Below are 21163 nucleotides of genomic sequence, written 5' to 3'. Positions count from 1 at the left end.
CGCGCACACGGTTCAAAACTCCCCGTCGCGCACTTCGCCGCCGTTCCGGCTGCCGAGCGCGCGATACAAGTTGATGTCGATGTCGTCGCGCAAGAACGGCACGCTCGCATCGGTCATCGCAAAGTGGGCCCCGCCGGGGTGATGGCTACCGAAGTAGAAGTCGTTGATCTTGAGTGACTTGTCGGCGCCGGGCGGCGCCGTGACGTCTTGGTAGTAGTAGCCAAACTGTTTGGGATCGGCGTTGATCGGGTAACGGACATTCTTGGTGGCGAAGGACCTTACTTCGTCGATTCGCCGCGTCGGGCCCGGAGGGCCGTCCCAGATGGCGCCCTCTAGCAAGGCGTCCCAGCGAGTAACGCCATAGACGCGCTCGCCGATGGCGAGCGTTTGGGAGGCGCCGTCTGTTATATGGGAGAATCGAACCTCGCTCCCGGGGTAGAAGACGCCATCAATGTAGAGATCGCCGTTGAAAGTACCGGTGAGGTCCCACACGCCCTCGGTTGTGGCGCCGGAGCCGTTAACGCCGGCGTAGTTGGACCAGCCGCGGTCGAGTTGTAGGCTCGAAGGCGTCGCCGGATCGTAGGGACCGTTGTTCGTGGGACGATCGGGCGAACTGGGGCATACGAAAACTTCGGGCACGTGCGTCGGGTAGGCGTTGGCGTATCCGCCGTCGTCTTGCAGGCCAACGAAGTCTTGTAACGCGGACTCTTCGATGCCGTCGAGCACGATCGCCCTCCAGGATACGCCCGCTCGCTGACGCACATCGTGCAATCGTGAGCCGGGCGGCAGCACCTTGTGACGCGACTCATAGAGGTGCGCGGCGAGCACCAGTTGCCGCAAGTGATTCGCACACGTCATCCGCCGCGCCGCCTCGCGCGCCGCTTGGACTGCCGGCAGCAGCAGCCCCACCAGCACCGCGATGATTGCGATCACCACCAGTAGCTCGACGAGCGTGAACGCACGACAGCGATCGACGGCGCCGGCGCTCATCCTGGACGGCGGCGCGCCGCGTAGGAGAGCATCGCAATGAGCGACAGCGCGGCGCCGGTGGGTTCGGGGATTGCGAAGAAGGCCTGCGCGTACGCCGAGGCCGGGGCGCCGACATCCTTCATGACCTCGAGAAACCACGGGATGTCGTCGAAGTCGAACGTGCTGTCGAGGCTGCCGTTCTCGACCGGGTAAGCGCCCCAGAAGTCGATGCGGTAGGCCTGCGTGTCGAGCATCCCCAGGGCGAAGGCGTCGTAGTCCCCTTGATCGAGGTCGCCGCTAAAGTTCATGTCGCCCAGCAGCGTAGCGTAGGAAGTCATCTCGATGTTGTCCACCGCCCACCAGCCGTCGTCGCCGGCGTTCTCGACGGCAAACTCGATCTGGATGTCGCCCTTGAGTCGCGTCGCGCCTCCCGCGATTGTCGGAGCGGGCGATAGGAGGGCGGCGAGGTCGATGAACACGCGTTCGTCGAGCGCGAAACGGCGGTAAAAGGGGTTGGGCGTGTTGGGCGCGCCGGTGAGCGACATCGGCATCATCGTCGGGAAGCCGTTGCCGTCGTAGTAAGGCGCCGACTCCCAGCGGAGCAGCTCGATCGGCGCCCCACCATTGACGCGGGCGCGAACGACGGCCGTTTGGTTGTTGCGGTGGAAGAGGGGCGGGTCGAGGTAGTCGCCGTCGTCGCAGCAGTTGAGGCTGAGCCAACTGCTATCGAACGCTAGGGTCAGCCTGTCCTCGGCGGCGGGCCGGTCGTCGAGGTCGATCACCGGCGTGTGGAGGAAGCTGTAGAAGAAACCCCCTCGGTTGGCGGGGTCGCCGGTCTGCCCGATCTGCGGCGAGTTCCAGAGGTCGGGGTCGGCGACGGCGATGGTCCCGCTACCGCGGGTGAACTGTTCGCGGCCCGGGGCGTCGCCCGACGCGGCGCCGACCGCCTGCCAGAACGACTTGCGGGCCATCGCCCAGCCCCGCCACTCGGGGACACCCCCCGGCGGCAGCGAGTTCGAGACATCCCAGCCCGGAGGGGGGACTGGAGAGTAGGCGTTGGGGACGCCGTAGGTTGGCGAGGCAGTCAGCGTGACGCTGTTGAAGTCCTCAGCGAACAGCACCGTCGCGGCGAAGCACGGCCCGGCGCCGGTGGCGAGGGCCGTGACGGCGATAATCGGCAGGATTCGGCGTGACGAGTGGCTTCGCATGGCGTTATTCAAGAAGTGGGCGCTATCAAGATAACGTTGCCGCCGGGAGAGCCGGCACGCGGATTGTGAAACTTTTCCCCAGCATTTGGCCCGGCCAAACCCGGCGGGTAATTTGAGAGGGGCGCCGTTGCGCCATTTTTCCGGGCCCTAACTCTTCGGAGCCGATCGACGTGCGTTTGCCTTTAGGCCTAGCAGCCGCTGTGATCGCTCTGTCGGCTTCGTCTGACGCCGGGGCCGTATCGGCTCACTTCTGGCTTTCGACGAGCGCCGTGGCCACGCCAGGGCCCTCTAACGCCGATGTGGGGGCTACTCTGGGCGTCACGACGCGTCTGTACGTCTGGGGCCGTCCGACGGCGGGCCGGCAGTTCGAGGCGGTCTCGCTCAACGTCGTGGCGACCGGTCCGGAAGTTGATTTCGTGGACGGCTCTTTTCTCTTCTACAACCAGATCGATGGGTCGACCGACCGCTTCGAGTACGTTGTCGATTCCACCACCACACCGACACTTGGCTCGGAGTACAACGCCTTCGAGCTCGGATTGGGGGGCGTGACGGACGGGCTTTATGGACTCAACGGATTCAACCTCACGGCGACGGCGCCACGAGGGCCAGGGCCCGTTTGTGCGTCTGGCGAGATCGGTTGCGTTGTTGCGGGCGACGGCCAGCCGGCGTGGCTGATCGCGTCTTTCGAGGCAGCGGCGATCGACGCCGGGTCGGCCGACCTGCACCTGCAAATCGGCGATCGGGGCGTCGTCGAACGTATAACCGCGGTCGGTGACTACGATCTGCTGGGGACTGTCGACCAGCCTGACCACGCCACCTGGACTGCGGGATATGGCGCCGTGGGTTTGCACGCCGCTGACGGCAACCTCGATGGCGTCGTCGATGCGGCTGACTATACGGTCTGGCGTGACCACATTGGGGGGGTCTCGCAACTGCTGGGCGTTGCGGCGACGACGGTCCGTTTCGGCGAGGATCTGGGAGGATTGGATGAACCGGCGCACAACGCCCTCACGGATCGGGACCTGAACCTGCCCGGGGACGACGCCGACGCCACGTTCACCATCGCGGCGCCGGCGCTGTCGGTCCCCGAGCCCGCGACGGCCCTGATGGCGGCCGTCGCTCTCATGCCGCTGATCCGCAAGCGTGGGGCGTGCCCGACAGAGATTTTTTCGTGGCGCTGATAGTTCACCACGACGGGCACAAAGGACACGACGGACTTTCTGGCGGGGCCAAGGTAGTCCCAATGACAGGCCGTCGTGTGCTTTGTGTCCTTCGTGGTTAATTTCCTTCCCGAATCTCAAACCTCAGCCGCCGGCGCCCACGTCGCCCGGATCAAGGCGAGCTTTCGCTCCACCGTTCGCTCCACGACGCCTAGCTCCGTGGCGATCTCGGCGCTCGAATAACCCTCGAGCTTGCGGCCAGCGATGCGGCGTAGGGTTTCGTCGGGGAGGATCGTCATCAGGCGGCGCATCTCTTCCTCCATCGCGACGATGAACTCGGGGCCGAGGTCGTCGTCCGAGGGGTCGCACCGTGGCATCGAGTCGTCGGCGCCGGTGGGGCCGACGCTCAGCCGCGGGACGCCGCCGCCGCGTTTCTTCGCGGTCTGCTTCTGGCGTTCGTTGATCGCTTTGCGGGCGGTGATCTTCGCCAAGAGCGACCAGAGGTTGTGACGGTCGCACAGATCGGGGAAGCGGTCGCGCTCGAAGCCGTGGAACAGGCTCTGCATCGCGCTGATGGCGACGTCTTCTTCGTCCGCCGGCCCGCGCGGCAGCGCGCCGAGCTTCGCCCGCGCTAGGGCGACGATCCGCCGGAAGTACCGGTCCCAAAGCTCCCGCTGCGCCGACGACGCCTCCCCGTCACGCAACTCGGCGATCCAATAAGTGACAGAGCCGTGGGAAGGGTCGTCAATCATTAGAGTTGCACAGTAGGAAACGGACTCAGTGGCACGACTGCGAAAGACTTGGGTCGGGTTTCGCATGCCCGCTTCGCCTGAGGAGGCTAACCACGAACAACTCTTCGTCCGGTTAGAGGCAGAGCGGCAAACAGTCCGAAGGCGACAAAGATACTCGATGCGGGTTCGGGCACGGCAACCGCCGACCAAGCGATGGCGAACGCCTCGCTCAGTGACGCGCCGGTGATCGATGTGCCGACGACCCGCAGCGTGTAAGTAGCCGCCGCGGTGATCGGCGTGAACAGATGCTCGATGTTGTCGAGCTGGCTCCGCGACTCGGCGACTAAGACCCCGTCGGCAAGCAACTGTAGGTCGAGGTTGTCGAGCGCTTCTTCGAGGAAGAAGCTGTCAGAGGCGTCGACGCCGACCCGACCCCGGTCTATGCGACCGATATGCCGCGACCATGCCAGCGTTGCTGTGAGGTGCGACCCGAGGACGAGCGGGGCGTCAAAGGTGTAATCGACAGACGCGCCACCGACGGCTTCGCTGAGGTCCCAGCCAACTGCGGCTACTATTCCAGGTGATTGCTCTCTGGCGAGGTATTGAGTCGCCAGGTTGGCGCCGTCAACCTGTCCTGCGCCCGAATCGGGGTCGAGTGGGCGGGTGACTCCGTCGGTCGCCCACGCCTGCCCTTGCTTGTCGAGGACCTGCTTCGACGCCGAATTCAGAACGGTGGCGCGGATGACTTTCGGATCAACGCTGAGACCGTGTCGTCGGCCGGCCTCGATCTGCTGGGCAATCAGACCCGCGACATGCGGCGTGGCGAAGCTGCAGCCGCTGGCCGTGTTGAAATCGGATTGCGTCTCCCAATCGTCATTAGCCATCGTGATCGAAACGCCGGGCGCCACGACATCGGGCTTCATCCGCCCGTTCTGTGTGTAAGAGGTTGCGCTATCGTTGTCGACTCGGAGGAAGCGACCGTCCGTTTTGCCGACCGTGATTCCGTTGTAAGCGCTCCCTGGGCCACGCACCGTTGTGGCGCCGTTCCCCTGACCAATATTGCCAGTGCAGATGGCGCAGACGACGCCCTGTTTATCAGCCGCCCAATCAATCATGTACTCTAACTGAGTATTGCCCCCGCTCGTTGTGGCGAAGTAGTTGAGCGACAGGTTAACGACATCGGCGCCGTTATCGATGGCGAACCCGAGGCCGTTTCGGACTTGCACATCGCTCGGGAAGCCGTTGTTGTTGTCGAGCACACGTGCGTTGATATAGCGGGAATCCGGCGCCAGCCCCGTGTGAGTTGCGTCGCTGCTTCCGATGACGCTGGCGATCCAAGTGCCGTGGCCGTGGACATCGTCTCCCGTGTTACCCGGCTCGCTTGCCACGAAGTTGGCTTCCGCCACGAGTCTCGGGAGCCCCTGTGAATCGAACCCCGCTAGAGCCGGGTGCGTGTCGTCAACGCCGCTATCAACAACGCCAACAATGACACCGGTTCCGTCGCCAAGAGCTAACCGTGAGATGTCACCGTGGATCGCGGGCACACTCAAGTCGAGCGCACTGACCGTAGTCGGCGCCAACAAACACCCCGCCGCCATGGCGCGGAGTGCTATAGCCGTGATGCTCATTAGCTCCAACTCAACTTGTTAGTTGACCGCTATCGGATGTGGCGTCAAATCACCGCATCAAGAATCTCAAAGAAGGCCGTGATGGCACGATAAATCGTCTGAGGCGGCCACACAACTAAATAAGATCGCTGGAAATGGACAGACGCTCAGCAGCGGCCCGGTTCAGCACGGGAACGTAGCGACAAACGTTGAGGCTGTGGGATTAAACCCCCAGCTTGGCGTAGTCCTCCACCGAAGCCCCGCCGAGGCAAGCCTCAATGATTTCGCGGCCGCGGGACTGGAGGTCGGGGACGGTGAACTCCCGCAGCTGGGTGTGGAAGAATTCGGTGAGAATCTTGGCGCCGAGGTCGTACGCTTCCTCGCCTACCTCCGGCTGCTGCGACACGTCCATGAACCACTTGCCGATGGTCTGGCCTTCGACTTGCAGCGTTTCCTTGTGGTAGCCCAACAGGGGGCAGCGTGACGCCTTGAGGTCGCCGTTCTTGAACTTCGCCGCTCCACGGCGGGCCAGGTACTCGCGCGCCACCCACTGTGGGGCGAAGCCCACCTTCCAGGCGCCGAGGTTTTGATTGGGGATTAGCACGAACTGCGTGTGATCGGTCTGCATAATCTGGTCGAGCAGGATGTTCGCCTGGTCCACCTTTCGCCCCGTGGCGAACGGCCAGAACGAGCCGACGCCTTCGGACTGCATACCCCCCTGATCGACGATCGAGGGGTTGCCGTGACCGCGCGGCGCCACGAGCCGCCACAGCCACGCCAGCGAAGGCGGCAGCACGTGGAACAAGCCGATGATGCCGTAAGTCGGCAACTCGCGCGTACACGGCGGGCAACGGACGCCGAAGCTGCGGATGTCAACGGTAACCGGCCCGTTGATCACGTCCGGCACGTACTTGCGGGGCACGACGACGCGCGGGTTGGGGCACGGCTTGCCCGGTTCGTCCATCGTGTGCTCCCAGATCAGCGCCGTGGCCCCGGGGTGGGCCTCGATGTTGAGGAACAACAGCGGCCCCGGTGGCGTACAGGTGAGCCGCTCGTTGTAAGGGTCAGTGCCGTAGCGGTCGATGTGATTGACGCGGAGGAACCACGCGCTCTCGGCGTCGATCAGCGACAGCTTGCGTTGGTCGGTCTGTTGCAACGACGGGTGGCAGAGGGCCATGTCGTCGGTCACGGGTCGTAAGGCGCAGCCGCGCGGCAAGACCAGCTTGCGGGCGTCGTGCGTCACGGTGTTGACGCCCAGGAGCAAAGTGCCGTCCGCTTCGCGATGCATCTGCTCGAGCATCTCGCTCTTGCCGCCGCCCGAGGCGCCCTCGTGCATGATGACCGTGGCGTTCTCGTAAGGCGTCATCACCTCGACGGTCGAGCAATGGGCAGTGGTCCACGGCGTCTCGTGTCGCTCGCCGAGCGTGAGCAGCATGCCGTAGACGCCCTTCTTCGCCGACGGGCCGGGGTAAAGGTTGTAACTGAACAGTTCGTGCAGCCCGACATCTTCCTGGCGTCGGTTGTGAACGACGACTTGCCGGCCATCGAAGTGCGTGTGGCGGAAGGGCGGGGCGACGTACACCACGGCGCCGTGGTAGTAGTCTGAACCGGCTGCACGGATCTCATCCAGCGGCACGATGCCTTGCAGCATCGCCAAACCCAAGGCGAAGAAGCCCGCGTTCGCCGGCGCGATCGCCACGGCGTTGAGCGGTTCGTCCGGAAGGCCCGTGCGGAAGAAGAAGCAGGCGATCGGCTGCGACTTCAGCCACTCGATGGTCTCGTTCCGCAGCTTGTCGAAGGGCTCACCAAATCGGCCCTCGTAGGTTGGCTTGTCGGTCGCCCGGTTGTCGCCCACCACCATGCAGTCGGGGTCGCGGCGCCGCATGTAGGCCTCGAGGTAGTTGGCGGCGACGCCGTTCTTGACCTGACAGACCTTGGCCTCCTCGACGAAGCCGTTGCCGGGCACGTCGTAGCCGACCGTGTAGTATCCGTCGGGGGCTACTTCCCCCAGCCCGAGCGAGGCGTCGGGCGTCGCCAGAGCGACGAGCTCTTCGACGCTGCCGGCGAGATGCAGGCGGCCAGCCGCTTCGGCCGCCTCCAGAATCGACATTGCGCTATTGGAGAGGGTAATCCCGGGAAGCTGCGACAGGGGCATGGCGGGTCGTGGGGGGTAGCGGTGCAATGGGAGGCGCCTGTTTCGCCTCAGAAGCTAACTCGTGGCGCTGCCGGCGCGAAGGATTGGGGCCCGGTGACTTGGCAAATCAGGCTGCTGCGAAACCGAGAGACATTCGATCGATCGCGCATTCTGACGGCTCCCGGTGGTAGGGAGGTGGGTTTACGTCAAGTCTTCCGCCTTGACCGGACGACGAATCAAGCGGAGAGTTGTGTCATGCGGTTTCTTGTCGCCCTACTGCTCGTCGCTTCGGTGCTGCACACGCAGCTCGCCGTTGGCTGTCACTGCCATCACGAAGGGCATGACGAAGCGGCGCACGGCGATTGCCTGCACGGCGGATTGTCCGAGGTTCATGAAGATCATCGTGACGACTCACGGCCGTCTAAGCCGTGCGACGGGTGCGCCGAGTGCGAAAAAGGGGACCCAGTGGCCGTCCGCATGGCGGCGTCCCCGGACGGCAGTCCCAGCGTCGAGCTGACCGTCTGGATGGCGCCACCCGCTAAGGCGACGTCAGGAGTTGTCCAGCACGAGCGGAACAACGCGGCCCCGCCGCCGGCTGGCGTGCGATCGCTCTTTGCCTGTGGGACGCTGCTGCGCATTTGATGCGAGCATCTTGGGCCTTCTGCCCCGCAATAGCGCCTTCTCGGCGTTGAAGACTTCTTTGACCTCGTTGTCATGTTGCGATCGGGCTTGCGCTAGCGCGCAACAGCTCCTCCGTGCAACCGTCACCTCTCAATCGAAGGATCGAAGGTATGCGTTCCCTCCTGTTCATTGCGCTCTACACGACCGCAGTTGTCGCGGTACCCCACGGCGTCCTTTCCGCGCCAGGTGTTTACGAAGATCACGATCATGCGGCCCATGAAGGACATCGCCACGACGAGGAGGGTCCCCACGGCGGCGTGCTGTTCGCTCTTGGGAATGAGGAATACCACGCCGAGCTCGTGTTCGACGAGGAACGGAATCAGGTAACGGTTGTGGTGTTGGACAGCGCCGCCAAAGGGCAGATCGCTCTTCAAGAACCGCACATGCTGATCAACGTCCGTGGCGGCGGTGCGCCGCGGCAGCACAAGCTGACCCCGCTGTACGCCGACGGACAGAACGCTGGCCCAACGGCGATGTACGCGGCCGTTGGCAAGACGTTGATGAACGACCTGCACTCGCACAACGCGGTCGCTAAGCTCGCGCTGCGGATCGCTGGAAAGCCGTACTCCACGACGCTGCATCACGACCACAGCGGTCACCAGCACTGATAAGTCATGATTGGTCCCCGGGCGCTGGCGCGTCGGCCAGCGCCCGGCGGATCGTTTCGATAAGGATTGCAGCATGCCATCACCGATTCGTGGCGTAACGGCCGTGCTGGGACTGGCTCTAGCATTGATCGCGTTTGCCGGTGGCGTTGTCGTCGCATCGTTGGACACGCCCGTGGCCCGTTGGGCCCGCGCGTGGCGAGGTGATACCGCCGTGGATCACGACGATCACGATGACCATGAAGGTCACGATCACGAGGTCCATGACGATGAGCACGCGGATCATGACCACGATCACAACCATGAGGGCCACAGCGAGGAAGCCTCGCTCGAGCTTTCCGCAGCGGCGATGGCCAACCTCGGCCTTGGCCCGGAGACGGTCCGTCCCGTCGAGACTTCGACCTACGTACGCAGCGTTTCGGTCCCAGCCGTCGTCGTCGAACGTCCCGGTCGCAGTCGACTACCGGTAAGCGCTCCGATGACGGGAGTTGTCACCCATGTTCACGCCGTCACGGGGGAAGCTGTCACACCGGGGACGCTGCTATTCGAGTTACGTTTGACCCATGAGGACCTTGTGAACTCTCAGAAGGAGTTCTTGCAAACACTCGGCAATCTCGATGTCGAGGAGAAAGAGGTCGCTCGACTCGAAGAGGTCAGCGCCAGCGGCGCCGTGCCGGGAAAGGTGCTGTTAGAACGCAAGTACGCGCGCGACAAGCTACTGGCGTCGCTTGCTTCGCAGCGCGAAGCCCTGCGGTTGCACGGGCTGTCGATGGAACAGGTTGATCGAATCGCTACGGACCGACGGCTCCTCACGCAGATGCGGGTTTTTGCCCCGAGCCTTGACGATCACAGCCACCCACACGGAGATGGCATTCAACTCTCCAACACGCCGCCGGTCCAGCAGGCGCTCTTCACGGACGAAGAGGCGGCGACCGATGACGAGCCCACACACCATACGCCGGCGAGTGACCCGCTCGTGGTCCAATCGCTCGACATCCACAAGGGAGAAACCGTCAACACGGGCGACGTGCTTTGTGTGCTCGCCGACTACAGCGAGCTCTATATCGAGGGCGCCGCCTTCGAGACCGACGCCACTGCGGTCGCCGAGGCCAAACGCCGTGGTTGGAAGGCGACAGCGGTCGTCGAACAACTCGGCTCCGAGCGCGACTTGACAGGTCTATCGATTGCTTACTTGGCGAACGAAGTGAACGCCGCTTCGCGGACGCTTCCGTTCTATGTCTCGCTGAAGAACGAGATTGTCGAAGACACCCAGAACGAATCGGGTCAACGATTTTTATCGTGGCGCTACAGGCCGGGGCAGCGGATGCAACTGCGCGTTCCCGTGGAGGAGTGGGCCGACCAGATCGTGCTGCCGGCCGGAGCGGTCGTGAAGGAAGGGCCCGACAGCTTTGTGTTCGTGCAGAACGGCGACCACTTCGATCGCATCGCGGTCCACGAGCGTTACCGCGATCGACGCTCGGTGGTGGTCGCCAACGACGGCGCCGTCTTCCCGGGCGACTCCGTCGCGATGACCGGCGCGCACCAGATGCAGCTCGCTCTGAAGAACAAGGCGGGCGGAGCTATCGATCCCCACGCCGGCCACAACCACTGATCAGGCGCCTCGCACGATGCTCAACGCCGTTATCCGATTCTCGTTGCGTAATCAGTTGCTGGTGCTAGGCTTGGCGTGCGCGGTCATGGCGGCGGGCGTGTGGTCGGCGACCTTGATGCCGATCGACGTCTTTCCCGACCTCGATCGTCCGCGCGTCGTCGTCATGACCGAGGCGCCGGGACTCGCGCCCGAAGAGGTCGAGTCGCTCATCACTTTCCCACTCGAGACCGCGTTCAACGGCGCCAACGGCGTGATCGCGGTCCGTAGCGCTTCAGGCATCGGGCTGTCGGTGATCTATGTCGAGTTCGACTACGGCACCGACATCTACATCGACCGACAGGTCGTCGCCGAACGGCTCGCGATGGTCGCCGAGAGGATGCCCGAAGGGGTGCAACCACAGTTGGCGCCGATCTCGTCCATCATGGGACAAGTTCTCGTGCTGGGCATGTGGAGCGAGGCGGGGGCCACCGACCCTATCGAGCTGCGCACCCGCGCGGACTGGGTGCTGCGGCAGCGGCTGTTGACGGTTCCCGGCGTCGCCCAGGTCTTCACGATGGGTGGCGGCCGTAAGCAGTTCCAAGTGTTGGTGAACGCCGAAGCCCAGCGGCGCTACGGCGTGACGCTAGCCGATATCCGCGAAGCGATCGCCAGCTCGAATCAGAACGCGACGGGCGGCTACCTCGACCAGCAAGGCCCGAACGAACTGCTCGTCCGCGCGCTGGGTCGGGTGAAATCCATCGAAGACCTGAAGAAAGTCCCGGTCACCGTCCGCGACGGCCGGCCGGTGACGCTCGCCGAGGTGGCGCGCGTTGTCGAGGGACCACAGATCAAGCGCGGCGACGGCAGCGCTTACGTCCGTCAGACCGGGGGAGCCTTCTCTGGGGGTCCCGCCGTGATTCTCACCATCAGCAAGCAACCCGGCGCCGATACACGCAAGCTCCATCAGGGAGTGATGGAAGCGGTAGCCGAGATGCGAGGCGCCCTCGGCGCCGATGTCCGCGTCGAGCCCGTTTACGCCCAGCGTGCCTTCATCGATCGCGCGCTGCACAACGTGGCCGAAGCCCTGCGCGACGGCTGCATTCTCGTGGTGATCATCCTCTTCGCGTTCTTGATGAACTTCCGCACGACGTTTATCTCGCTCACCGCGATCCCGCTGTCGCTGGCGGTGACGATGCTCGTGTTTCACTGGTTCGGTCTGTCGATTAACACGATGACACTCGGCGGCTTGGCGGTCGCAATCGGTGAGCTCGTCGACGACGCGATTGTCGATGTCGAAAACATTTTTCGTCGGCTCAAGGAGAACCGCACTCAGGCCGAGCCGAGGCCCGCGATTCAGGTCGTTTACGAGGCGAGCGTCGAAGTCCGCAGCTCGATTGTCTACAGCACGATCATCGTCTGCCTGGCGTTCCTGCCGCTGTTCGCTTTGACAGGGATGGAGGGCCGACTCTTTGCGCCGCTTGGAGTGGCGTACGTCGTTTCCATCGCCGCGTCACTCGGCGTGTCGCTCACTGTGACGCCGGTGCTGTCGTACCTGTTGCTCGGGCGCAGCAAGAGCATCGGTCACGGGAAGGACGGGCCGTTGCTCCGCTTGCTGAAGTGGGTAGCCACCGGCGTCATCCGGTTCAGCCTCGCGATGCCTTGGCTAAATCTTATCGCCGTTATCGCTGCAGTGGTCGTTGCGATGGCGACGCTTCTACAACTCGAAAGGGACTTCCTCCCGCCGTTCAACGAAGGGACGGTACAGCTGAACGTGCTCTTGCCGCCGGGCACTTCGCTCGCCACTTCCAACGCCGTCAACCAACAAGTCGAGCGCCGGTTGACCGAGAACCCCGACGTTATTCAGTTCGCCCGTCGCACCGGCCGCGCCGAACTTGACGAACACGCCGAGCCCGTGAGCGCCAGCGAATACCTCATCGATCTCGACCCCAAGTCGCCCCGCTCCCGCGAAGAACAGCTAGCCGCGATCCGCGCGATGATGGACGAGTTTCCCGGCGTCGTCTCCGCCACCGAGCAGCCGATCGCCCACCTCATCTCGCATATGCTATCGGGCGTCAAAGCGCAAGTCGGGATCAAGATCTTCGGCGACGATCTAGATGTTCTCCGCCGCGAAGCAGAGAAGACCCGCGCCGCGATCGCCAACGTGCCTGGAGTGCGCGACTTGTTGGTCGAGCAACAAACACTCATCCCGCAGTTGCGGATCGAGCTTGATCGCGACAAGCTGCTGCTCAACGGTCTGTCGGTCGAAGCGGTTAATCAGATGATCGAGACCGCCATGAATGGCCGTGTCGTTTCCGAGGTGCTTATCGGCCAGAGGACGTTCGACCTGTTAGTGCGGCTCGACGAAGACGCGCGGGAGAATATCGAGGTGCTGCGCCGCTTGCCGATCGAAACGCCCGGCGGGGGCGTGGCGCCGCTGGAGTCGGTCGCCCGTATCTACACGTCGGCCGGCCCGAATGTCGTCAACCGCGAGCAGGTGCGTCGACGCATCGTAGTGCAGTGCAACGTGGCCGGCCGCGGTTTGGTGGATGTCGTGCAGGACATCAAGGATCGGCTCCGCCCGATCCAAGAGGCGCTGCCGCCGGGCTACTATTTCGAGTTCAGCGGCCAGTTCGAGAGCCAGCAGAAGGCGTCGCGGATGATCGGTTGGCTCTTTATCGCCTCGCTCGGCGGAGTCTTCCTGGTTCTTTACAGCATGTTCAAGTCGGTTAATCTCGCGCTGCAAGTGATGGCCGCCGTGCCGATGGCGTTTATCGGCTCGGTCGCCGCGCTCGTGCTCACCGGCCAAACGCTGACGATCGCCAGCATCGTCGGCTTCATCTCCTTAGCGGGCATCGCGTCACGAAACGGCATCCTGCTGCTGCAGCACTATCTACACCTCGTGAAACACGAGGGCGAGACGTGGACCCACGAGATGATCCTCCGCGGCGGCGTCGAACGCCTGGCGCCAGTGCTGATGACCGCCCTCACCGCGGGCATCGCCTTAGCGCCGCTTGTGGTAGCCGCAGGCGAACCCGGCAAAGAGATTCTCTACCCCGTCGCCACCGTCATCCTCGGCGGCGTGATTAGCAGCACGCTGCTGGACTTCTTCGTTCACCCGGCGCTATTCTGGTTGTTCGGGAGGAAAGAGGGTGAGCGGGTGGTGAGCGAAAGGGACGAGCAGCGACTCTGAGAGATCGCACGATACGTCGCTGGCTTTGCTTGCCATGTCGCGCTTGCCTCTGGGAGTCATTTGATACAGGCTATTCAAGTCGCGTGACGTCGTGAACAATTCTGCCGCCGACCACGGTGCAATCGACTTCAATATCCTTCAACTCGTTCGGGGGCGTCGCCCAGGGGTCGCGGGATAGCACAACCAAATCGGCTATTTTTCCGACTTTCAGCGAGCCTTTCTCCTCTTCCTGGAACGATGCAAACGCGCCGCCCCAGGTCCATGCGCGGATGGCTTCATCAATCGTAACAGCTTGCTCAGGTCCGTAGCACTTTCCCTCGGCGCTTGTCCTGGTGACCATGCTTTGGATGCGGAGCATCGGCCGCGCCTCGCTGACGGGAGAGTCGCTGGTGCCGGCGACGGGGATTCCCATACGGATTGCTGAACCGTTGGGGTGCATCCACGGCCAGCGCGACTCGCCGAAAGCCTCCATCTTGTCGCCGTGCTCCCAGATGTAAGAGTGCGGAGCCAAGACGATGCCGAGACGTTTGACGCGTTCCAGTATGGATTGATTCACGACGCTGGCGTGCTCGATGCGATGACGATGATCGTCGCGAGGCGATTGCTGTAACGCCGCCTCGAATGCGTCGAGGACCATATCAATCTCACGGTCGCCATTGGCATGGATGCAGGCTTGGAGGCCCGCTTCATGGATCGCAAGAATGCGTGCGTTGAGCTTCTCTTGCGATGTCGCCGGGGGAATGCCGTGGTAGCCGGGGCGGTCGGCGTACGGCCCGTAGAGCCAGCAGGTCCGGCCGGAGAGGGAGTTGCCGTGGAAATCCTTCACGGCGCCGATTCGCAGCCAAGCGTCGCCGCGCCCCGATCGAACGATCGTCTCCTGCAAGTCGTCGAGGTAACGCCGACGCAGCATGGCGTACACTCGCACTTGGGGCTCTTCACTCTGAAACGCTTGGTAGCGGCGCAGCTTGTCGGGATTGATGCCGGCGTCATGGATGCTGGTGATGCCGACACGGTTGTACCGAGCAAATGTGCGGCGCATGCCTTCGATCCATTCGCTGAGGCTCGGCTCCGGAGGCTCTGGCCCCGAGTCGGAAATGCGTCCCTTCGCTGATTCACGGAGGACCCCATTCGGCTCTCCGTCGGAGTCACGGTCGAAGGCTCCGCCGGGCGGGTCGGCGGTTTCACGAGTGATGCCGGCTATGGAAAGCGCGTACGAATTGGCAACGGCGACGTGTCCGCTGGAGTGAACGATGTAGATCGGGTGAGCTGTTGATGCTTGGTCGAGGTCTAGACGCGTCGGATGACGGCCGAGTTTGGTGTCTTGGTAACCTCGCCCGCGCACCCATTCCCCGCTAGGGGTGTGCTCGGCCTTTCGCCGCAGTCGCTCGATGAGTTCATCGATCGACGAGACGGCCTCGGGCCCGCAAGCGACGACCCCGTAGGGCGACAACTCGTCAAAGGTCGGCGACGGGTGGATGTGCGCGTCGATGAAACCCGGGAGAACGACGCGACCCTGGGCGTCGAGGACCTCTGTGTCATCGACAAGATGTTCGCGGATCGCTTCGTCGGCGCCTACCGCGGTGATTCGGCCATCTTTGATGGCGATGGCCTCGGCGGGGGGCGTCTCCTCGTCCATCGTTATTACGCGGGCATTGACGATCACGAGGTCCGCGGCGAGCGCGGCTTGCCGCATCCGCACCTCTTCAAGTTGGCGCAGCAACGCGGGATTCTCGGGTCTGTTCGCGAGCCGATCGAGCGCTTCGGCATTGGCCACGGCTAGGTCTCGTCGAGCGTGTTCAAGGTCGCCATCCCGCTCGTAGGCGGACGCCCTGAGCAGAAGCCAGGACCGCTTCCAGTGGCTCTGCTGAAGACCCGCTTGAATCATCGACCGAGCTGCGCTCGTATCGCCGCACTCAATCAACGTGGCGATTGCTTCCCGATGCAGGACGACGCTAGGATTTCGGCGTCGCGCCGCTTCAAGGGCGAGCCGTTTGGCTTTCGGTCCCTCAACACGGCCAGCGGTTTCGGCGTGAGCCAACAGCCAATCGACCTCGGGAGACGGCGATCGGATGGCCTGCTCCCATGCGGCCAGCGCTGCGACGTTGTCGCCTTGCATGCTCGCGGCTTCTGCGAGGACGGCGTGAAGCGACGCCGCGGTTATGTCGTCGGAGTACGGCAGTGCGCTATCGACAACCGCACGGCATTCGGCGAAGTCCCCGGCTGCGAGGAGTGTCCGCGAAAGACCTAAATTGGCATTCGGCGAATGGGGGTCGAATTGAAGGGCGTCCCGATAGCTTGCGATTGCCTGAGCAAAGTGGCCAATCGCCCGGAGCTCATCCCCGCGGCGTACGAGCAGGCGTGAATTGCCGCCCTCTACGGCTAACTTACGATCGATAGCCTTGATGGCGTGCTCGGGGCTCTCGTGGCCGTTTGCAGCGATCCCACTACCGACAATCAGAATCAGCAAAGCGATTGAGCCAGCTTTCATTTTGCTCGCTCCACGACCAAATCGCTAAACTGCACTGAGGTCCCTTCGGAGAGCACGACACCAACCCGACCCGCTTGGAATGGTTCGGGCAGTGGCACGGTGTACTCAAGGTCGTCGTTGAGCTGAACCTCGAGCGCCGTGGGACTGGGCTCGAGCTCGATCTTGATCGGCTTATCGAAAGGCAGGTCAATCGATCGCTGGCCGACGACGGTTCTTTCGCCGTCAATGACTTGCACCAACAACGCCTCACGCGTTTCCGGAGAGATAACGTACGCGAATAGCCGATCGGCGCTTTCGCAGGCGAAGGCAAGCCCCGCGGCGCCGACGGACGTCGTAAACTGCACGTGTGCTTCGAGCTCGCCTATCTTGCCTTCGAAGCGGTCGCTCGTGATGAGCAGGGGTTGATCGGTAGAAGTGACCGCGATCAGATTCCTCCGCAAATCTTCTCGCCTCTCAATCTCAAACCGGCCGGGTTCTCCTGAGAGGACCGACCATCCTTGCGGTTGCCCCCCCTTCCCCTCACGCCATCGCAACCGCATCTCCGTGATGAGGTCGGGGTCGTGCGCCGGGCGCCAAGGGTTGGTGATGGGGGTGTGCTCAACTTTACCCCGTTTCACAAGTTGGAACTCGTCGCGGACAGCGCCGTGCTTGTTCACCATGGTCCCGGTGAGCGTATCACCCTTGATGTCCAGCAGCAGCGAGCCGTGCTCGACAATGATCTCACGCATGATCGGCATCGTTCCTTTCCGGCCTACTCCGCCGCCGCCATGTCCAGAGACAATCGCTAGGGAGCCGTTGTGGGGACGGAGCCCGGCGCTCTTGCGATAGGCGCCGTCTCCCTTCGGGTCACCATCGCCGTCGTCGAGCACGACACCTTCGGAAACCGTTGGCGTCGCGTAGGCGCCGTCGATCAGCATGCTCCGCTCGTAGATGTGAGAGTGGCCTGAGAGGACCACATCGACGCCGTGCGCCTCCAAGAGCGGCATGATGTGCTCGCGCATCTCCACCAATGCCGTTTCGTGGTCGCTGTCGTGCGACCCCTTGGTGTAGGGCGGGTGATGCCAGAACGCGATCAGCCAGTCCGAGTCGTTCTCCTCCAAATCGGCTTCAAGCCAACGAGCCATGGCGCCATCGGGGGAGCGGTCGAGGTCGTGTGAGTCGAGACAGATAAAATGCACGCGTCCGAAATCGAAGGCGTAGTAGGCCTCGCTGCCGGAAGCCAGTCCACCCGCCTCGCCGGCGGTCGGCAGGACGTAAGCGTCGTAGTAGGGGCCAAACTGGGAGAGGCCCCGGGACGTATGCCCTTCGTGATTACCCATCGCCGGCCAGCAGACGGTGTTGCAGAGAGTGGGCTGGTAGACGTCGAAGAAATGCCGTTGGAACTCGACATCGGCGCCGTCGCCATACGCCATGTCGCCCACGTGCAGGACGGCGTCGGGCGTTCGGCCGGTCGTCGCGGCAAAGTCCTGCATCGCCTCGTAAACCCGCTTTTGGTCGGGCCCGCCGGTGCCCGAATCTCCAACGACCCAAAGCCGTAAGTCAGCCGGGGCTGAGGGCGAGGGCGGCGTCGTGAAGGTGTGGTCGCCGTCGCCGCCAGCCAAGAGGCGGTCTCCATCGTAGACGGCATACCAGTACTTCGTTGCCGGCTTCAATCCGGCGACCTTTGCCTCGTACTGCCAAGTCCCCTCAGGAGTCGAAGGGTTGCGGTCCCACAGCTTGCGGTCTCCGGCGTACGCATCCGGCTCGTCGTAGAGAACGGGAATCGATCCATAGGGGGCGTCGCTAGTGGCTGCGACATCGGCAGACAGACGCACCGTCACTGCATCCGAGTGCGTGCTATGCGAAAGGTCCTCACGGGACGTTCCGTATCGGACAACTGGATCAATGGCCTGGTTGGTTCTCAAGACGACCACCACCGAGCGAGGCGTCGCGAGTTGCAAATAAGGGCCGCGGGTGACTTCCTGGGCCCAAGAGTCACTCGTCGAAGCCAGGGCGGCTAGCGACAGCCAAGCGAATGCAAGGGAGTGGTTCATTGCCATTGGACGTGAGCGTTCCGGTCAGAGGATCGACGATGACAGAGATGTCCGACGCGCGAAGTCTGCCAGAGATCCTCCAATTGGTAAAGCATCTTTCAATCGAAGCGACAGGGCTTCTTCCATGCAGGTTTCTCAAGAGGATGTTGTCCGTCCGAACTCTTCACACTTCCCTTACAAGGCGATCCTCTTGCTCTTCCGCGCATTCCACATCGTAACTTAACACCCGGCGCCCACCTGCAGAGTTACGCAAATCAATCGATTGTGCAGACCAGTTGAAGAGACCGTGAATGTTTCAAGTCAGAGGTGGTAAACGGCTGGCGCCCGTTTACAACACCCGCATCTGACGCGGCGTCTGAACGTCGCACCCCAAGCGCGGCGCCCGCCGCAGTAGTTGGTTAGCCCACCCTGCGAAAAGACATCATTCAAGAAGGAGTTTGCCGTGATCCGAAGACTGGCTTTGATTGCTATCGGATGCAGTGCGACCTCGGCCGTTCATGGCCAAGCGGTCACGTTCCGTGACGGTGTCTCGGAACTACCGGGGGGCGGCATCTACGACGGGACCATCGACACCGAGTTCCGCGCAGCCAACCCGACAACCGAGCAAAGCGCCAACGAAGGCATATCGATCGACGACTTCGATGGCGGATTCCAAACACAAGGCGCGATTCGCTTCGAGAACCTCCTGGTGAGCCAGGGCGGTTTGGTGCCTGATCAAGTCGCCAGCGGGCAGTTCGAGTTGGTCTTTGCTGAGCTGAGTCTCTGGGTGACTAGCAACACCGATTCAAATGCTGTCATCAATTTCAATCGCATCGTCAGCGTGGATTCAACCTCCGGCGACTTCTGGCAGGAGGACGACACGTGGGCGTCGCTCGGCGGCGACTTGATCCCGGACCAGGGCGGATTCCTCGATGGGGACCCGATCAAGGAGGATGGTACTGAGGCCGCTGCGACGCCCGACTTCGTCGTCGCGACGCCCGACATCGATCCTCTCAACAACACGTCAAACGATTCCAGCGACGTCCTCGGGGAACTTCTTGCGTCCGGCCTCCCATTTCAAGACGCTATTGCCCAGTCTTTCTACCGCTTCGACGCAACGGCGGCCGTCACCGACTGGCTCGTCAACGGCGCGCCCAACTTCGGCTGGTCGATCAACAACAACACCGGCAACGGCTGGGACTTCCTCACCAGCGACTTCACTAACGGTGGTGAAGGTACCGTCGATGTAAATGGTGAATTGATCGACGCTACTCTGCTGCGTCCAGCATTGACCGTCATCTTTGCGAGCCCCGGTGGCCGCGGCGACCTCGACTTTGATGGCGACGTCGACCTCGACGACTATCAAACCCTCCTCGACAACTTGGCCATCGAACTCGACGGCCCGATCTCGACCGGTTCGACCGGCGACCTCGACTTCGACCGCGACGTTGACTTGAACGACTTCGCGATCTTCAAGAATGAGTACGACATCGTAAACGGCACGGGCGCTTTCGCCTACGCGATGGCCGCCATTGTCCCCGAGCCGTCTTCGCTGTTCTTGCTTTCCTGCTGTGGCCTGATCGGCGGCGCTTGGCGTCGTCGCTGATCCGCGACCGCTCGTGTGCGGCCGACGGATGCTTCTGTTACTTACCCGACTGAAGCCAGCATTTCCTTCAAGATCAGCCACAGGATCTCACACCATGCGTACTCGAGTTTCTACGGCGCTGGCGGCCTGGGCCGTTATCGCCACCGCTCTCAGTCCGACTTTCGCGGACGAAGATCTTTCCATCGTTGTCAATCCTCGAACCGGCGCTGCATCACTACGCAACGATTCGAACGCCCCGATCGATGTCGATGGCTACCTCCTACGGGCAGGATCGACCGTCTTCGATCCGTCCGCTTGGAACAGCCTCGACGAGCAAGGGGTTTCCGGATGGTTCGACGGGCCCGCGGCAGCGAATCGCCTCGGCGACACCAATCTGCTGGGGTCCACATCGATACAACCAGGGGCCTCGCTTTCGATCGGATCGCCATACATTCCCATCGAGCCCGCGTCGATCGGCGAAGCCGAACCAGAGTTCGACTTTACCTACAGTGTCCCTGGCCTCGGCTCCTTCACCGGCGATGTCGAGTTCAGCGTCCGCAACACCGTAGTGCTCGTCGTTGACCCCGCCACGGGGGAGGCGACTCTCGAGAATCAGTCGGAGTTCGGTGTTGATCTCGACGCCTACCTGATCCGCTCATCCGCGGGAGTCCTGAGCCCAACTGGTTGGGAGCCGCTGCAAGACTCGAACCCTGCTTGGCGCAAGGCTGCCGGCGCCGCCAATCGGTTGGCGGAAGGCAACCTACTCAGCTCGACCTTTTTGTCTCCCAACGGCGGTTCGCTGTCGATCGGCTCTCCAATCGACCTCACCTTGCTAGAGGACGAGACGGACCTCGCCTTGGAGTACCACGTCCCGGGGCTAGGAACTCTAGTCGGCGGAGTCCTGTTCGCGCCGTCGACGATCGCCTCGCTACCCGGCGACTATAACAACGACGGTCGTGTCGACGCCGCCGACTACACGGTCTGGCGTGACGGTGGGTCTCCCGACAGCACGCAAGCGGGCTACGACACCTGGGCAAGTAACTATGGCGCCGTCGCTTCGCCTGCGGCTGCTGCACCTGTAGCCGCTTCGATCCCAGAGCCCAGTGGCCTCTGGGTTGCAGCCCTCGCCGCCGTCATCGCATCGTCGTTGCGCCGTCGAACGCTAGGCGCCTGAGTTGTTCCCACCCCGGCACGGAGTCGAT

Annotated in this window: 14 protein-coding genes; 7 read left to right on the top strand and 7 right to left on the bottom strand. The window is 63.0% G+C overall.

What is annotated here, in order from left to right; genetic code table 11:
* Positions 1 to 12: 12 nt before the first annotated feature.
* Positions 13 to 990, bottom strand: coding sequence for a DUF1559 domain-containing protein (locus Spa11_RS16740; RefSeq protein WP_145117043.1), 978 nt, complete (start codon positions 988 to 990; stop codon positions 13 to 15).
* A complete protein-coding gene (locus tag Spa11_RS16735; protein ID WP_145114325.1) occupies positions 987 to 2177 on the bottom strand; it encodes a hypothetical protein in 1191 nt (396 codons plus the stop codon). Before Spa11_RS16735 ends, Spa11_RS16740 begins: the two co-directional genes overlap by 4 nt.
* Positions 2178 to 2347: 170 nt before the next feature.
* Here Spa11_RS16735 and Spa11_RS16730 point away from each other — a divergent pair, with 170 nt between their 5' ends.
* Entirely contained in the window at positions 2348 to 3358 is a 1011-nt protein-coding gene (locus Spa11_RS16730; protein WP_145114323.1) for a hypothetical protein, read from the top strand.
* Between the two features lie 116 nt (positions 3359 to 3474).
* Here Spa11_RS16730 and Spa11_RS16725 read toward each other — a convergent pair whose 3' ends face one another.
* The 3 genes from Spa11_RS16725 to Spa11_RS16715 all read right to left on the bottom strand — a co-directional run bounded on the left by Spa11_RS16725 (position 3475) and on the right by Spa11_RS16715 (position 7830).
* Positions 3475 to 4089, bottom strand: coding sequence for an ECF-type sigma factor (locus tag Spa11_RS16725; RefSeq protein WP_197529467.1), 615 nt, complete (start codon positions 4087 to 4089; stop codon positions 3475 to 3477).
* An 86-nt stretch (positions 4090 to 4175) separates the two neighbouring features.
* Positions 4176 to 5696, bottom strand: coding sequence for a S8 family peptidase (locus Spa11_RS16720; RefSeq protein WP_145114320.1), 1521 nt, complete (start codon positions 5694 to 5696; stop codon positions 4176 to 4178).
* Positions 5697 to 5898: 202 nt separating this feature from the next.
* Entirely contained in the window at positions 5899 to 7830 is a 1932-nt protein-coding gene (locus Spa11_RS16715; protein ID WP_145114318.1) for a DUF4914 family protein, read from the bottom strand.
* Positions 7831 to 8064: 234 nt separating this feature from the next.
* Between Spa11_RS16715 and Spa11_RS16710 the strand changes: the two genes are divergently transcribed.
* The 4 genes from Spa11_RS16710 (at position 8065) to Spa11_RS16695 (ending at position 13876) form a co-directional block, all read left to right on the top strand.
* Positions 8065 to 8451 (top strand): hypothetical protein, encoded by a 387-nt coding sequence (locus Spa11_RS16710; RefSeq protein WP_145114315.1) that lies wholly within the window; start codon positions 8065 to 8067, stop codon positions 8449 to 8451.
* A gap of 149 nt (positions 8452 to 8600) precedes the next feature.
* Positions 8601 to 9098 (top strand): hypothetical protein, encoded by a 498-nt coding sequence (locus Spa11_RS16705; RefSeq protein ID WP_145114313.1) that lies wholly within the window; start codon positions 8601 to 8603, stop codon positions 9096 to 9098.
* Between the two features lie 73 nt (positions 9099 to 9171).
* The gene (locus Spa11_RS16700; RefSeq protein ID WP_145114311.1) at positions 9172 to 10707 is read left to right on the top strand and encodes an efflux RND transporter periplasmic adaptor subunit; all 1536 of its coding nucleotides are present in this window, start codon (positions 9172 to 9174) and stop codon (positions 10705 to 10707) included.
* A 16-nt stretch (positions 10708 to 10723) separates the two neighbouring features.
* Positions 10724 to 13876, top strand: coding sequence for an efflux RND transporter permease subunit (locus Spa11_RS16695; RefSeq protein WP_145114309.1), 3153 nt, complete (start codon positions 10724 to 10726; stop codon positions 13874 to 13876).
* A gap of 70 nt (positions 13877 to 13946) precedes the next feature.
* Here the strand turns inward: Spa11_RS16695 and Spa11_RS16690 are convergent, their stop codons facing one another.
* Together Spa11_RS16690 and Spa11_RS16685 are read right to left on the bottom strand one after the other, a co-directional pair.
* On the bottom strand, positions 13947 to 16364 hold the full coding sequence (locus tag Spa11_RS16690) for an amidohydrolase family protein (RefSeq protein ID WP_145114307.1): 2418 nt from the start codon (positions 16362 to 16364) through the stop codon (positions 13947 to 13949).
* Positions 16361 to 18397 carry a metallophosphoesterase family protein gene (locus Spa11_RS16685; protein ID WP_197529466.1) on the bottom strand — a complete coding sequence of 679 codons (2037 nt, stop codon included), beginning with the start codon at positions 18395 to 18397 and terminating at the stop codon, positions 16361 to 16363. Before Spa11_RS16685 ends, Spa11_RS16690 begins: the two co-directional genes overlap by 4 nt.
* A gap of 442 nt (positions 18398 to 18839) precedes the next feature.
* Between Spa11_RS16685 and Spa11_RS16680 the strand changes: the two genes are divergently transcribed.
* Positions 18840 to 19982, top strand: coding sequence for a PEP-CTERM sorting domain-containing protein (locus tag Spa11_RS16680; protein WP_145114303.1), 1143 nt, complete (start codon positions 18840 to 18842; stop codon positions 19980 to 19982).
* A gap of 94 nt (positions 19983 to 20076) precedes the next feature.
* On the top strand, positions 20077 to 21135 hold the full coding sequence (locus Spa11_RS16675) for a hypothetical protein (protein WP_145114301.1): 1059 nt from the start codon (positions 20077 to 20079) through the stop codon (positions 21133 to 21135).
* Positions 21136 to 21163 lie beyond the last annotated feature (28 nt).

It is taken from the genome of Botrimarina mediterranea, from assembly GCF_007753265.1.
In the GTDB taxonomy this organism is placed as follows: domain Bacteria; phylum Planctomycetota; class Planctomycetia; order Pirellulales; family Lacipirellulaceae; genus Botrimarina; species Botrimarina mediterranea.
This window is presented reverse-complemented; position numbering and strand designations above follow the sequence as displayed.